The sequence below is a fragment of the Erwinia persicina NBRC 102418 genome (assembly GCF_001571305.1).
Taxonomy (GTDB): domain Bacteria; phylum Pseudomonadota; class Gammaproteobacteria; order Enterobacterales; family Enterobacteriaceae; genus Erwinia; species Erwinia persicina.
Genome location: NZ_BCTN01000001.1, coordinates 147,394 through 161,035, shown reverse-complemented (window position 1 = coordinate 161,035; position 13,642 = coordinate 147,394). Strand labels below are relative to the sequence as shown.

Sequence of the window (13,642 nt, the reverse complement as noted above, 5' to 3'; positions counted from 1 at the left end):
GCCACGACGGAGACGAGGTGACCTTTTGTGGTCGTCCCGTTGGGAGATTACCTTTTTTGCAGGGAATGAAAATGAATCTGAAACTGCGCGTCGAAAATCTGTCAAAAACCTTTGTGATGCACAATCAGCACGGTGCAGAGCTGCCGGTTCTGCGTAACGCCTCGCTGCAGGTGTCGGCGGGAGAGTGTGTGGTGCTGCACGGTCATTCGGGCAGCGGTAAGTCCACGCTGCTGCGGTCGCTGTATGCCAACTATCTGCCGGACAGCGGGCATATATGGGTGGCGCATCAGCAGGAGTGGGTCGATCTGGTGACTGCCCCGGCGCGGCAGATCCTCGCTATTCGCCGCGAGACGATCGGCTGGGTCAGCCAGTTCCTGCGGGTGATCCCACGGATTTCCACCCTTGAGGTGGTGATGCAGCCGCTGCTGGAGCGCGGCGTGGCCCGTGATGAGAGCGAGGCGCGGGCAAAATCCCTGCTTTCGCGTCTTAACGTGCCGCCGCGACTGTGGGCGCTGGCACCCTCAACCTTCTCCGGCGGTGAGCAGCAGCGCGTTAATATCGCGCGGGGGTTTATTGCCGACTCACCGATCCTGCTGCTGGATGAGCCAACGGCTTCGCTGGATGCCATTAACAGTGCCGCCGTGGTGGCGCTGATTGAAGAGGCCCGCCAGCGCGGTGCGGCCATTGTGGGGATTTTTCATGATAACGCGGTGCGTGAGCGCATCGCTGACCGTCTGCATGTGATGCAGCCCGCTGCACTGGAGCACGCCGAATGATCATCAATAACGTCAGACTGATTCTGGAAAATGAAGTAGTGGCGGGGTCACTGGCCTGTGAAAACGGCGTGATCCGGGCATTCTCCGATACGCAGAGCCAGCTGCCGGCGGCCATCGACGGCGAAGGCGGCTGGCTGATGCCGGGTATGGTGGAGCTGCATACCGATAATCTGGATAAATTTTTCACCCCGCGGCCGAAGGTGGACTGGCCTGCGCACTCTGCCATGAGCAGCCATGATGCGCTGATTGTCGCCAGCGGTATCACCACGGTGCTGGATGCCATCAGCGTCGGCGACGTGCGCGACGGCGGTCACCGCATGGAGAATCTGAACAAGATGATCGATGCGATCCGCCACAGCCAGAAGCACGGCCTGAACCGCGCAGAACATCGCCTGCACTTGCGCTGTGAGCTGCCGAATGATTCCACGCTGCCGCTGTTTGAACAGCTGATGTGCAATCCGGCGCTGTCGCTGGTGTCGCTGATGGATCACTCTCCGGGCCAGCGTCAGTACGTGTCGCTGGCGGCATGGCGCACCTATTTTGGCGGCAAGTATCAGCTCAGCGATCTCCAGCTTGATGCCTATGAGGCCGATCAGCTGCGGCTGGCCGCCCGCTGGTCAGCCCCGAACCGCGAGGCCATATCCGCCTGGTGCCGTCAGTATCATATTCCCCTGGCCAGCCATGATGATGCGACGTATGAGCACGTCGTGGAGTCGAAAGGGGTCGGTAGTGTGATCGCGGAGTTCCCGACCACCGAAGAAGCCGCACGCGCTTCGCGCGAGCTGGGCCTGCAGGTACTGATGGGTGCGCCAAATATTGTGCGTGGCGGCTCGCACTCTGGCAACGTGGCGGCCAGCGCGCTGGCGCAGATCGATCTGCTGGATATCCTCTCCTCTGACTACTATCCGGCCAGCCTGCTGGATGCGGCATTCCGTCTGGCCCGTGATGAAAGCAACAGCATGACGCTTCCTCAGGCCGTGGCGTTGGTCACGCGTAATCCTGCCCGCGCCATCGGTCTTGACGATCGCGGCACGATCGGTGAGGGCAAACGTGCCGATCTGGTGCTGGTGCGTCAGCACCGTGAACAGGTGTACGTTTCCCGCGTCTGGGCGCAGGGCAGGCCGGTGTTCTGATGGGGCGGCTGATCTGGCTGATGGGGCCTTCGGGCTCCGGTAAAGACAGCCTGCTGCTGGCCCTGCGCGAGTGCGCACCGGAGCGGGTCATTGTCGCGCATCGCTATATTACCCGCAGTGCCAGCGCCGGGGGCGAGAATCACGTCGCCCTCAGCGAGCAGGAGTTCCGGCGGCGGCGTGCGCATGGCCTGTTTGCTCTCGACTGGCAGGCGCATCAGTACTCCTATGCGCTCGGCATTGAAATCGACCGCTGGCTGGCGGCCGGGCTGGACGTCGTGGTCAACGGTTCACGCCTGCATCTTCAGGCTGCGCGGCAGCGCTACGGTGAACAGCTGCTGGCAGTCTGTTTGCAGGTATCGCCTGAGGTGCTGGCCAGCCGCCTGCGCCAGCGCGGGCGCGAGGATGAGGCCGCCATTGAACAGCGGCTGAAACGTGCAGCGGAGCCGGGCCCGGCAGGGTGTATCACGCTGAATAATGACGGGCCGCTGGGCGAGACATTACAGGGTTTTTCGGCATTATTAGCCGAGCACATTGCGTAGGGGCGCCGTTTTCGGCCGACCCGCGATCCGGCGCTGGCTCTCACTTTAAGTGTCATCAGCAATATTGACGGCCCCATAATTTCCTGACTTAATTGAGTCTCCAGGGGGAGCCAGGCACAGCTGGCTGAGAAATCGTTAATGCTACAGCACGATGACCCTTAATACCTGATCCGGATCATACCGGCGGAGGGATGGGGCAGCTTACCTGACTTTTGCCGGTAGTCTCTGCTAAAAGGACTACCCAATGACCAGCCGATTTACCGATACCCTCCGTACCCTGAGTCAGTCACAATGGTCACAGGCCGTCACGCATCGTTTTGTCCGGGAGCTGTATGACGGCAGCATTAACCACCAGGTGATGATCAACTACCTGGTGCAGGATTATCGTTTTCTCGACAGTTTTTTGACCTTAGTCGGATCAGCTATTGCCTGCGCCGACACGCCTGCCGCGCGCCTGTGTTTTGGCCGCTGCGCCGGTATGGTGTCATCCGAAGAGAATACCTATTTTCTTCGCGCATTTGCGGCATTGGGCGTCAGTGAGCAGCAGCGCAATGTGCAGTCTGACACGGCACCGACGGTAGGATTCAAAGCGATTATGCTGGAAGCTGCCGCCACCCGTTCCTATGCTGCCATCCTGACGGTTCTGAATGTAGCCGAGTGGTTGTATCTTGACTGGGCGTCACAGGCACCAGAAATGCTCCCTGCCAGTTTCGTTCATGCTGAGTGGATTACCCTGCACAATAACCCTGATTTTTGCGAATTTGTCGCCTTTTTACGCCACGAACTGGATCGCGTCGGGCCTGAACAACGGTCGTTGTGCGAGGATTTTTTCCAGCGTGCAGTCAGGCTGGAACTGGCATTTTTTGATGCAGTGTATCAATAAGATTAAATCTGCTGAAAAGAGAATGTGGCAGGACAGGAGGGAACGATTCTGCTGTTATGGCAGGAAAAATCAGAAAAAACGGGGGTGCTCTTTCCCCCATTCACTACGGTAAGCCACAGACTGAGAAATTATTATGTATCGCTCAGTGCTGTATCAACGGACAGGTTGAACCGTTTTAAGCGTCAATAAATGGGGCGGGCATTTTCTCAACTCTTTCTAAATAGAAGAAATAATAATGGCCATCCTGAACAATGTCCGGTGCTCCTTCGAAGGATTTACCATCCATGATCCCCAATAATGTGTCATCATCCACTTTACGGAAGTGGTCAAAGATTGGTACGCCATCGTAGACCATCGTTGCTGAGATTTTCCCACGAAAGGCAATTTGCCAGAGAGAAGCCTCTCCCTTCATCATTTTATTAGAGTACAGATTGCCTTTGTCATCATAGCAGACCAGGGGCATGGCATCTGAAGCACTACGGAACCATTTCCCGAACCATTTTACTTCATCAAGGGAGCGGGTGGCCCAGTGTCCGGTATCAAAGTCTCCTCCGGCCCATATTGACTGAATTTCATCAACTCTGACGGGGGGTAATGAGTCAAAAAAATTCAACAATACCTGATCTGAGCTGAATACTCTTTGTGCTTTAAAAGCGTCAAATTTTACTTTTGCGTTCATAATTTAATCCTGTTTGTATTGTAGAGATAGCAACAGATATACCGATGAAAGAACGTAATATGTAATATATATTGTCACATGATATAACAATTAGTGAATTATTAACGTCGATACAAGCCTATGCCAGGTTTGAGTGCTTATCAGGTGCAGGCGAAAAATAAGCATCCTGTTGGAGACAGTTTTAAGTGCCTTGCATAATCTGCATTAATAAATGAAACTAACGGTTCAATATAGTAACTGCTCTCCGTAATAATCACTGCCAGTGATATTCCGAGTGGTCATCGTTAAGTTACCCGCAGTGATAAAAATAATATTATATAAGTGGCTGTGAAACAAAGCGCATCATTTAAAAAGCAAGTGAATCAGAAAGTGTCCGCCACAAATCAAGTTCATGCTTTTTTTCCACCAGGACACGATCATATATCTCGGTTGCATCAGCACCCGCGGTGAAACGCAATGGTGGTTGCTGTTCATTAGCTAGTCTGAGTAAAGCTTGCGCCAGCTTCTTAGGGTCGTTAGCCTGTTTGCCGTCAACGGCTCTGGTTGCCCGACGGGTTTCACCAGACGTTGCATCATACGCAGCAATAATATTTTCTGTGTAAACGACAGAGTTCTCAGTCAAAAACTCGGTTCGGAAATAACCCGGTTCAACAATGGTTACATGAATCCCCAGTGGCGCAACCTCTTTCGCCAGACTTTCGGATATGCCCTCAACGGCAAATTTAGTGCCGCAATAGCTTGAAACTCCGGCATCACCATAAAAACCTGCCAGTGATGAAAGGTTAAAAATATGGCCACTTTTTCGGGCACGCATCACGGGCAAAACGGCGCGGGTTACGTTTAACAGGCCAAATACATTAGTATCAAACTGACGACGAACTTCCGCATTTGTCGTCTCTTCCAGCGCACCCAGAACGGCAAACCCGGCATTATTAACCACGATATCAATCTGCGTAAAATGGCTGATTGCCGCCTGTACAGTAGCCTGCGCCTGTTGCTCATCAGTTACGTCAAGGCTGAGTGCCAGTAAACGTTCTGATGAACCAAGAGCCCGGGTTACGCTTTCTTTCTGGCGACCAGTGGCAACGACTTTGTCGCCCGCAGCCAGGGCGGCTTTGGCAATATCGGCGCCAATTCCGCGTGTTGCCCCGGTGATAAACCAAACTTTGCTCATAGACAGCACCTTTTAACTATTCATGGAATACAGACATAGGGAAATCGTGCAGACAATATATCTATGTCTCTCTGCAATATCGCATGAAAAGCATAAGGTTATATACTGCTGACGATTCGGCTTCAGTCTATTATAATAGGCTTTAAACAGCGTCAGATAGCCTGATCCTGTTTAATTATTGCCTGATAATCCGGGATCTGAATACAGGATGATTCACACGTCACGAAAAGTGGAATAAAAAGGAGGATGAAAAAGATGCTGGTCTTTTTTATGGGCCCTTGTAATCGCAAGATCAGGCTGTATCAGAACAATGATGGGCTTCTTCCCAGTGGAAAGATACGGGAGGTCAAAAACACATTCACTGACATACTGATAAGTTCAAAATCTGAATTAAACCTTTATCGGTAGAACTCGCGCTGCCGCATTCGCTCTGAGTATCCACTACCTGTTCCTCCTGATTTAATGTGGCTTTCGGGGCGCGTGTTTAGTTTGTAGTGACAGTTGCGGAAATAGTGTTACTAAAAGCTTATTTTAACCGGTTTAAGTCGTTCCCATTTTGTTGAGAGTATGGTGATATTTATCTGGAATGCCAGTAGTGAAACTCTTTACTTTCCTTTATTAATGATTAAACCTGACTTCTGCTTTCGCGTGCAGGACGCAACACATCATAGTGAAAGTGATAAGAAGCCTGTCATTTTTCCATCACCCCCCTGTCATTAAAGTTTCACCGTCAGCATAGTTAATAGGGCCACAGCGAATCACGCGCAACCTGACGACGGTAGACATATGGCACAGGCATTATTGAAGATTGCTTCCGAGCAGCAGACGGTGCCGCAGGCTGCTCTGCGCCCGAAAGTGCTGGCGGTAAAGGGATTAGGCAAATCTTACGGCACGCAGAGTCGCGTCCTGCAGGATATTAATTTTGACCTGCATGGCGGGGAACTGGTGGCCGTCATTGGCCGCAGCGGCGCAGGCAAATCGACCCTTTTGCACGTGCTCAATGGCACCATCCCGGCCAGCGAAGGCGAGATCCTCAACTTCCATGAAAATGGGCAGCAGCAGAACATCGTTGAGCTGAATACCCGGCAGATGCGCCAGTGGCGCAGCGAATGCGGCATGATTTTCCAGGACTTCTGCCTGGTACCGCGGCTGGATGTGCTGACCAATGTTCTGCTGGGCCGCCTGAGCCAGACGTCGACCCTGAAATCCTTCTTTAAAATCTTCCCCGACGCAGACCGCGCCCGCGCCATTGGCCTGCTGGAGTGGCTGAATATGCTGCCCCAGGCGTTACAGCGTGCGGAAAATCTCTCCGGCGGGCAGATGCAGCGGGTGGCTATCTGCCGTGCGCTGATGCAGAACCCAAAAATTTTACTGGCCGATGAGCCGGTGGCCTCCCTCGACCCGAAAAACACCCGACGCATTATGGATGTGCTGCGCCAGGTGAGTCACAACGGGATCAGCGTGATGGTCAACCTGCACTCGGTAGAGCTGGTGAAGGAGTACTGCACGCGCGCCATCGGCATTGCTAAGGGCCGTATTGTGTTTGACGGGAACCCCGCGGAGCTGACGGACGATCTGCTGCACGTGCTTTACGGCGACGACATTTCTCAACGTAACGAAGACCTCCAGGCCTGACCGGGCAATACTACTTTTATGGGACACGGAACTCAGCAATGAAAAAAATCATTCTCGCAGCGGTAATCAGTAGTGTTATGGCAGCCAGCGTTAACGCCGCCGATGCACCAAAAGAACTGAACTTAGGTATCCTCGGCGGTCAGAATGCCACGCAGCAGATTGGTGATAACCAGTGCGTGAAAGACTTCTTCGACAAAGAGCTGAACGTGGATACCAAACTGCGTAACTCGTCTGATTACTCAGGCGTGATCCAGGGGTTGATTGGCGGCAAGGTCGATATGGTGCTGAGTATGTCACCCTCGTCTTATGCCTCGGTGTACATTAACGATCCTAAGGCGGTCGACGTGGTCGGCATCGTCGTGGATGACGCGGATAAATCACGCGGCTACCACTCGGTGGTGGTGGTCAAAGCCGACAGCCCGTACAAAACGCTGGCTGACCTGAAAGGCAAATCCTTCGGTATGGCGGATCCGGATTCCACTTCCGGCTTCCTGATCCCCAATGAAAGCTTTAAGAAAGAGTTCGGCGGCACGGTGGACGATAAATATAACGGCCACTTCTCCAGCGTCACCTTCTCCGGCGGCCACGAGCAGGATGTGCTGGGCGTGCTGAACGGCCAGTTTGACGGGGCTGTGACCTGGGCTTCGATGATCGGGGATTACAACACCGGTTACACCAGCGGCGCGTTCACCCGCATGATCCGCGCCGGTAACCCGGACCTGATGAAGAAAATTCGTATTATCTGGCAGTCACCGCTGATCCCGAACGGGCCGATACTGGTCAGCAACAAACTGCCGGCTGATTTCAAGGCGAAGCTGATCACCGCCATCAAAAAGCTGGATACCGAACACCACAGCTGCTTTGTTAAAGCCGTTGGCGGTGCGCAGCATATCGGCCCGGCCACCGTCGCCGACTATCAGGCGATTATTGATATGAAACGTGCGCTGACCAAAGCCCGTTAATCCTCTGCTTATTTCTCCACTGATCAGGGCCGTCGTCTGACGGCCCTTGACGCCGGTATCCGCATGACACATCCCGATTTTGAACGCTATTACCAGCAGGTTCGCGGCAGGCAAAAGCGCGATACGCTGCTGTGGTCACTGACGCTGCTGGTGCTGTATCTCGCCTCCGGCCATCTGGCTGAATTTAATCTGCACACCATCTGGGTGTCGCTGCCGAACTTCTTTGATTATCTGGCTGAAACCGTGCCGGTACTGCACGTTTCCCAGCTGTTTGCCGACAGTCATACGGAAGGTTCATTTGCCTACTGGGGCTATCGCCTGCATATCCAGCTGCCGCTGATCTGGGAAACGCTGCAGCTGGCGCTGGCCGCCACGCTGGTGTCGGTGATGATTGCCGGCGTGCTGGCCTTTTTTGCTGCCAGCAACACGCAAACGCCGCGGGGCGTCAGTTTCGCCATACGCACCGCCGTGGCTTTTCTGCGCACCATGCCGGAGCTGGCGTGGGCGGTGATGTTTGTGATGGCGTTTGGCATTGGGGTCATCCCCGGTTTCCTGGCGCTGGCGCTGCACACCGTAGGCAGCCTGACCAAGCTGTTTTATGAAGCTATTGAAAGCGCCTCCGACAGGCCGGTGCGCGGGCTGGCATCGTGCGGGGCGTCGTCGCTCCAGCGTATGCGCTTTGCCCTGTGGCCGCAGGTGAAGCCGGTCTTTCTCTCGTATGGTTTTATGCGCTTCGAGGTGAATTTCCGTCAGTCGACCATTCTCGGGCTGGTGGGGGCCGGGGGCATCGGCCAGGAACTGATGACCAACATTAAACTCGACCGCTATGACCAGGTCAGCATGACGCTGATCCTGATTATCCTGGTGGTCTCGCTGCTGGATATGGTTTCCGGCCGGGTGCGTCGACGTGTGGTGGAAGGGAACCGGCTATGATGGGATTGATCGGCAGTGAAAAACTGGCAGGAATGAAACAGCAGCATCAGGCGCTGTTTGCCATCCAGCGGGCTTACCTGCGCCGCACCGGGCTGATTGCCGGGGCGATTGTGCTTTATTACGTGTTTTTCTTTACCCAGTTCGGTATCAGCTGGCAGCAGCTGACGATTGGCCTGGGCCAGCTGGCACACTATTTTATGCGCATGTTTGTCTGGCATGACGTGGCGAACTGGCCGTTTGCGTACTATTTCAGCCAGATTTTTATCACCATTGCGATTGTCTTCGCCGGGACACTCACCGCGACGCTGCTGGCACTGCCGCTCTCGTTCCTGGCGGCGCGTAACGTGATGTCATCACCGCTGCTGCGGCCTGTCGCGCTGGTGGTGCGCCGTCTGCTGGATATCCTGCGCGGCATTGATATGGCGATCTGGGGACTGATTTTCGTCCGTGCGGTCGGCATGGGGCCGCTGGCCGGGGTACTGGCGATTATCATGCAGGACATCGGGCTGCTGGGTAAGCTCTATGCCGAAAGTCACGAGGCGGTGGAGCGTTCACCGGGTCGCGGGCTGAATGCGGTGGGGGCGAACAGCCTGCAAAAACACCGCTACGGTATTTTCACCCAGTCCTTCCCCAGTTTCCTTGCCCTCAGCCTGTATCAGATTGAATCGAACACGCGTTCGGCTGCGGTTCTGGGCTTCGTGGGGGCGGGCGGCATCGGGCTGGTCTATGCTGAAAATATGCGGCTGTGGAACTGGGATGTGGTGATGTTCATCACCCTGATCATGGTGGTGATTGTGATGATGATGGATTATATTTCCGCGAAGCTGCGTAAGCGCTACATCAGCGGGCAGCCGGTGCCACTGTTTGGCCAGCAAACGAATCCGCCGTAAGCCCGCCGGGTGGCCAGGGCGGGCCCGTCAACGCCATACGTTAACCGGGGGCGCGCAGATAGCGCAGGGTGGCATCAACCACCAGCTTCCGGTTACGCGCCAGGCTCTGCTGCCCGGTTTCACTGCCACCGAACAGCGCATTGAAGGTGTAGTGATTGGCGACGTTATGAAAGCTGATACTGCTGATCAGGCGATGGACGTCGACGGTGGTGATGGCGGCATCAAACTCCCCGCTCTGCTTCCCTCTGATCAGCACGGCATCCAGCACCTCCAGCGCACTCTGATTGAGCGCTTTAATCGTCTCTGACTGACTGATATAGCGCCCGCGCATCAGGTTTTCACTACAGATCAGCCGCATAAAGTCAGGATGAGTAACGTGATAGTCGAAGCTGGCCTCAGCCAGCCGCGCGATGGCCAGGGTCGGAGACATATCGGCCAGATTCAGTCCGCTCTCATGCTGGCGGATCTCGCGATACACCAGGTGCAGAACCTCGATATACAGCTGTTCTTTATTACTGAAGTGGTAGACCACCATACGTTTAGTGGTCTGTGCCTCTTCAGCGATTTGTTCCATGCGCGCACCCTGCAGGCCGAACGCGGCAAAAGTGGTCAGGGCGCTGGCGAGGATGCGTTTCTTTAATCCTTCCGGATCGTTCTTACGTCTGGCGGGGGCTGGCATAGTGACTGAATACCCGTAATGCTAAGTGAAAACCGTCGCCAGAGTAGCGCCTGAAGCGCAGATTTACAAACAGCGCCGGGCAAAAAAACGCGCCTGTCACTGGCGCGAAAAGGCTTAAAACAGAGGGTTACAGGGTGGCAAACCAGGGATGGGTGCGGTCGGTTACGCTGGCGTGGTGCTGCTTTATGCGTGCCGCCAGCTGGGCTTCTGTTGGCAGCGCCCGGCCGCGCAGTACCGCTTCTGCGGTGGCACCGAAAGTGATAATACCCTGCGTCGCGATGTCAGCGGCTGCCACGTAGCCTACCAGCCCGGTCTGTTCAGCACCGTGTTCTTCCGCCTTCTGGCGACAGCGGATCAGTAACCCCTCCAGCGCCCGGTAAAGTTCACGCGCCTCGCCCAGTACCGGGATTTTCCCACTTGAATCATGCAAAACCTGCTCCAGGCGTTGAAAGACGATGGCGTGATCACCGGTGCTGAACAGGGTTTCTAAGGTCTGCTGCCAGTGTTGCCAGGTACGAACGAACAGGGCGTTCTGCACCAGCACCAGGCTGGCATGCTGCCAGTGAAAATGCTCACTGAGCTGGTTGACGCGCTGCTGGAGCGTACAAAACTCGGCTTCTCCGGACAGGTGGTCAGGGATCACCGGCGTGAGTTCTGCAATAAACAGCGCGATTTCACTGGCGGTTTCAGAGCTTGTCAGCGGCATAATTTTGCGCTGTTGCAGGAGCTTAAGCAGGCTGAGGTCATAAAACGCCGCACTCACACGTTCTCCGGCCAGTAACGCGCGATTAACGGTATGAATCGCCTCCGCTGACGCTGCGCGGGAGCGTTGTTCGAGCAGGGCGGCATGCAGCTGGCCGTAGGCAGGGGATGGGCTGAGTTCAGTATTCATCGTGCGCCTCACGGTAAAGAGGGTCAGGCCAGAGCCTGGCAGTGCCAGAGAGTATGGCAGAATCTCAGCCACTCATCAGGTCATTCGGGCCTTCTCACGCCGCCACTGGGTGGGGGAGCAGTGAAAATGCTGTTGAAAGACTTTGGCAAACTGCATCTGGCTGGTGTAACCCAATGAGTAAGCGATAATTTTTACCGGAAGGCTGTGATCGGACAGTAGGGATGTCGCCACGTCCATACGCAGCAGGAGCAGATACTGTTTTGGTCCGTAGCCAAACTGCTGCTGAAACAGCCGGCTGAGATAGCTGCGGTCAATGTTGCAGTATTCCGCGACCTCGCCAATGCTGACGCTGCGGTGGTAGTGGCGTTCCATAAACTGGACGGCATTATCCAGATGCTTGTTGCCGCTGCCCGCTTCTTCCTTCTGCTCGTGATGGACGTTGGCGATTAAGGCATCGAGGAACAGGCAGGTCAGCCCGGCAATTCTCAGCGAATGCACCGGGTCCTGTGCCACCAGCTGTTGCAGGCACTGCGCGGCGTCGTTAGCAGAAAGCGTATCTTTTGGCCGCCAGATCGGCATATCACGACGTAAACCGCATTTTTCCAGGCTTCTTATGGCAATCAGCCCGTCCAGTTCCAGCCACATATATTCCCAGGGCTGCTGCTTATCCGCCTTATAGGTGGTGATCTCGTGCGGATGGATAAGGAAGGCTTCCCCCTGGCGTACCGGCCAGCGCCGGTCACCCGCGAACAGTGTTCCGCCCCCGCTTATCACATAATGAATAAGATAATGCTGGCGTACCGCCGGGCCATAGCTGTGCTGACTGGCACAGACCTCGTGACCATACTGATAAATGTTCAGTCCGAACTGGGCGATGTCGTGGGGGTGAATATCTTTCTGCATCACTTTTTCCTGTTTTTTATCAGATTATTACAGCATTTATTTTCTTTCAGTCTCAGCGCGGCAACATCATTTTGTGATATTGAACGGCAATCAGGACGGCCAGCGGCAGTATTTAGCGAGCCAGATCACAGTTCGATTCCGGCGTCATTTTTCACCATATCAATGTCAAAAAATGACATAGGCAGCAGGCCGCCGGCTGCCTAGAGTGAGGGCAACTTCACTTCACTGGTTAAAAGGGCACAACAATGAAAATTACCTTTCTTGGGGCGGGCAGTACGGTATTTGCGAAAAACGTGCTGGGAGATATTCTGGCCACGCCGGCATTACAGCAGGTTGATATTGCCCTGTATGACATCGATGCCGAACGGCTAAACGACTCGTGGCTGATGCTGAATAACCTCAACGCGAATCTGTGTCAGGGCAAAGCGAAAATTGAAAAGTTTGCCGGCGTTGAGCAGCGCCGCCGTGCGCTGGCGGGGGCCAGCTATGTGATTAATGCCGTTCAGGTCGGCGGTTACGATCCCTGCACCATCACCGATTTTGAGATTGCTAAAAAATATGGCCTGCGCCAGACCATCGCCGACACCCTCGGTATTGGGGGCATCTTCCGTGCGCTGCGCACCATCCCGGTGATGATGGACATTGCCCGTGATATGGAAGCGGTCTGCCCGGACGCGTGGCTGCTGAACTACACCAACCCGATGGCCTCACTGACCGGCACCATGCTGCAACATACCGGCATAAAAACCGTCGGCCTGTGTCACAGCGTGCAGGTGTGTGCCGAAACGCTGCTGAAGTCCGTGGATATGCCGACGGACGGAGTGAAGTGGCAGATTGCCGGGATTAATCATATGGCGTGGCTGCTGAATATCACCCGCAATGGGGAAGATATCTACCCGGAGATCAAACGTCGCGCGCTGGCGCTGACCGATAAGCATGACGATATGGTACGGCATGAAATCATGCGCGTGTTTGGCTATTACGTCACCGAGTCCTCAGAGCACAATGCGGAATATATGCCGTACTGGATCAAGCGCAACTACCCTGAGCTGATCGAGCGATTTAATATTCCGCTGGATGAGTATCCGCGCCGCTGTATCGAACAGATTGATCGCTGGCACCAGCAGCGTGACAAGCTGACGCAGAACGAGAACCTGACCCACACCCGCAGCCATGAATATGCTTCGTGGATGATTGAAGCGATGGAGACCGACGTTCCCTACAAAATTGGCGGTAACGTGCTGAATCACGGGCTGATCACCAACCTGCCGACCGAAGCCTGTGTGGAAGTGCCGTGCCTGGTGGACGGGCAGGGCGTGACGCCGTGCTTCGTGGGCGACCTGCCGCCGCAGCTGGCCGCGCTGAACCGCACCAATATCAATACTCAGCTGCTGACCATTGAGGCGGCCGTCACCGGCAGAAAGGATCATATCTATCACGCTGCGCTGCTTGATCCACATACCTCCGCTGAACTGTCGATTGATGACACGGTGAAACTCTGTGATGAGCTGATCGCCGCCCACGGCGACTGGCTCCCGGCTTACCGCTAACGCTCTCTGGCGCA

Annotated in this window: 14 protein-coding genes and 1 riboswitch; of the genes, 9 read left to right on the top strand and 5 right to left on the bottom strand. The window is 55.0% G+C overall.

Annotated features, from left to right (window positions below; all coding sequences use genetic code 11):
* Nucleotides 1–71 precede the first annotated feature (71 nt).
* The 4 genes from phnL to EPE01S_RS00745 all read left to right on the top strand — a co-directional run bounded on the left by phnL (nucleotide 72) and on the right by EPE01S_RS00745 (nucleotide 3,331).
* Complete coding sequence (gene phnL / locus EPE01S_RS00760) at nucleotides 72–776, top strand: phosphonate C-P lyase system protein PhnL (protein ID WP_062742665.1); 705 nt, start codon at nucleotides 72–74, stop codon at nucleotides 774–776.
* Nucleotides 773–1,909 carry an alpha-D-ribose 1-methylphosphonate 5-triphosphate diphosphatase gene (gene phnM, locus EPE01S_RS00755; protein ID WP_062742664.1) on the top strand — a complete coding sequence of 379 codons (1,137 nt, stop codon included), beginning with the start codon at nucleotides 773–775 and terminating at the stop codon, nucleotides 1,907–1,909. The genes phnL and phnM overlap by 4 nt, the downstream gene beginning before the upstream one ends.
* Nucleotides 1,909–2,448, top strand: coding sequence for a ribose 1,5-bisphosphokinase (gene phnN / locus EPE01S_RS00750; protein ID WP_062742663.1), 540 nt, complete (start codon nucleotides 1,909–1,911; stop codon nucleotides 2,446–2,448). Before phnM ends, phnN begins: the two co-directional genes overlap by 1 nt.
* Before the next feature lie 93 nt (nucleotides 2,449–2,541).
* Nucleotides 2,542–2,657, top strand: a riboswitch (TPP riboswitch).
* A gap of 35 nt (nucleotides 2,658–2,692) precedes the next feature.
* The gene (locus EPE01S_RS00745) at nucleotides 2,693–3,331 is read left to right on the top strand and encodes a TenA family protein (protein WP_062742662.1); all 639 of its coding nucleotides are present in this window, start codon (nucleotides 2,693–2,695) and stop codon (nucleotides 3,329–3,331) included.
* A 175-nt stretch (nucleotides 3,332–3,506) separates the two neighbouring features.
* On the opposite strand, the gene EPE01S_RS00740 is transcribed toward EPE01S_RS00745, so the two are convergent.
* Complete coding sequence (locus EPE01S_RS00740; RefSeq protein ID WP_062742661.1) at nucleotides 3,507–4,010, bottom strand: DUF4334 domain-containing protein; 504 nt, start codon at nucleotides 4,008–4,010, stop codon at nucleotides 3,507–3,509.
* A gap of 346 nt (nucleotides 4,011–4,356) precedes the next feature.
* On the bottom strand, nucleotides 4,357–5,184 hold the full coding sequence (locus EPE01S_RS00735) for an oxidoreductase (protein ID WP_062742660.1): 828 nt from the start codon (nucleotides 5,182–5,184) through the stop codon (nucleotides 4,357–4,359).
* A gap of 786 nt (nucleotides 5,185–5,970) precedes the next feature.
* Here EPE01S_RS00735 and phnC point away from each other — a divergent pair.
* From phnC to phnE (EPE01S_RS00715), 4 genes are all read left to right on the top strand, one after another.
* Nucleotides 5,971–6,819, top strand: a complete 849-nt coding sequence (phnC, locus tag EPE01S_RS00730) for a phosphonate ABC transporter ATP-binding protein (RefSeq protein ID WP_062742659.1) — start codon at nucleotides 5,971–5,973, stop codon at nucleotides 6,817–6,819.
* 38 nt (nucleotides 6,820–6,857) lie between these two features.
* Entirely contained in the window at nucleotides 6,858–7,781 is a 924-nt protein-coding gene (gene phnD / locus EPE01S_RS00725; protein WP_062742658.1) for a phosphonate ABC transporter substrate-binding protein, read from the top strand.
* Nucleotides 7,782–7,844: 63 nt separating this feature from the next.
* Nucleotides 7,845–8,714: a phosphonate ABC transporter, permease protein PhnE gene (gene phnE, locus EPE01S_RS00720; protein ID WP_062742657.1), complete on the top strand. Its 870-nt coding sequence runs from the start codon at nucleotides 7,845–7,847 to the stop codon at nucleotides 8,712–8,714.
* Nucleotides 8,711–9,604 carry a phosphonate ABC transporter, permease protein PhnE gene (gene phnE / locus EPE01S_RS00715; RefSeq protein WP_062742656.1) on the top strand — a complete coding sequence of 298 codons (894 nt, stop codon included), beginning with the start codon at nucleotides 8,711–8,713 and terminating at the stop codon, nucleotides 9,602–9,604. The genes phnE (EPE01S_RS00720) and phnE (EPE01S_RS00715) overlap by 4 nt, the downstream gene beginning before the upstream one ends.
* A 40-nt stretch (nucleotides 9,605–9,644) precedes the next feature.
* Here phnE (EPE01S_RS00715) and EPE01S_RS00710 read toward each other — a convergent pair whose 3' ends face one another.
* The 3 genes from EPE01S_RS00710 to EPE01S_RS00700 all read right to left on the bottom strand — a co-directional run bounded on the left by EPE01S_RS00710 (nucleotide 9,645) and on the right by EPE01S_RS00700 (nucleotide 12,078).
* Entirely contained in the window at nucleotides 9,645–10,283 is a 639-nt protein-coding gene (locus EPE01S_RS00710) for a TetR/AcrR family transcriptional regulator (RefSeq protein ID WP_062742655.1), read from the bottom strand.
* A 127-nt stretch (nucleotides 10,284–10,410) separates the two neighbouring features.
* The gene (locus tag EPE01S_RS00705) at nucleotides 10,411–11,175 is read right to left on the bottom strand and encodes a hypothetical protein (RefSeq protein WP_062742654.1); all 765 of its coding nucleotides are present in this window, start codon (nucleotides 11,173–11,175) and stop codon (nucleotides 10,411–10,413) included.
* 75 nt (nucleotides 11,176–11,250) lie between these two features.
* Nucleotides 11,251–12,078, bottom strand: a complete 828-nt coding sequence (locus EPE01S_RS00700) for an AraC family transcriptional regulator (RefSeq protein ID WP_062742653.1) — start codon at nucleotides 12,076–12,078, stop codon at nucleotides 11,251–11,253.
* Between the two features lie 245 nt (nucleotides 12,079–12,323).
* On the opposite strand from EPE01S_RS00700, the gene EPE01S_RS00695 reads away from it, so the two are divergent.
* Nucleotides 12,324–13,628 carry an alpha-glucosidase/alpha-galactosidase gene (locus EPE01S_RS00695; protein WP_062742652.1) on the top strand — a complete coding sequence of 435 codons (1,305 nt, stop codon included), beginning with the start codon at nucleotides 12,324–12,326 and terminating at the stop codon, nucleotides 13,626–13,628.
* The last annotated feature ends 14 nt before the right edge of the window (nucleotides 13,629–13,642 follow it).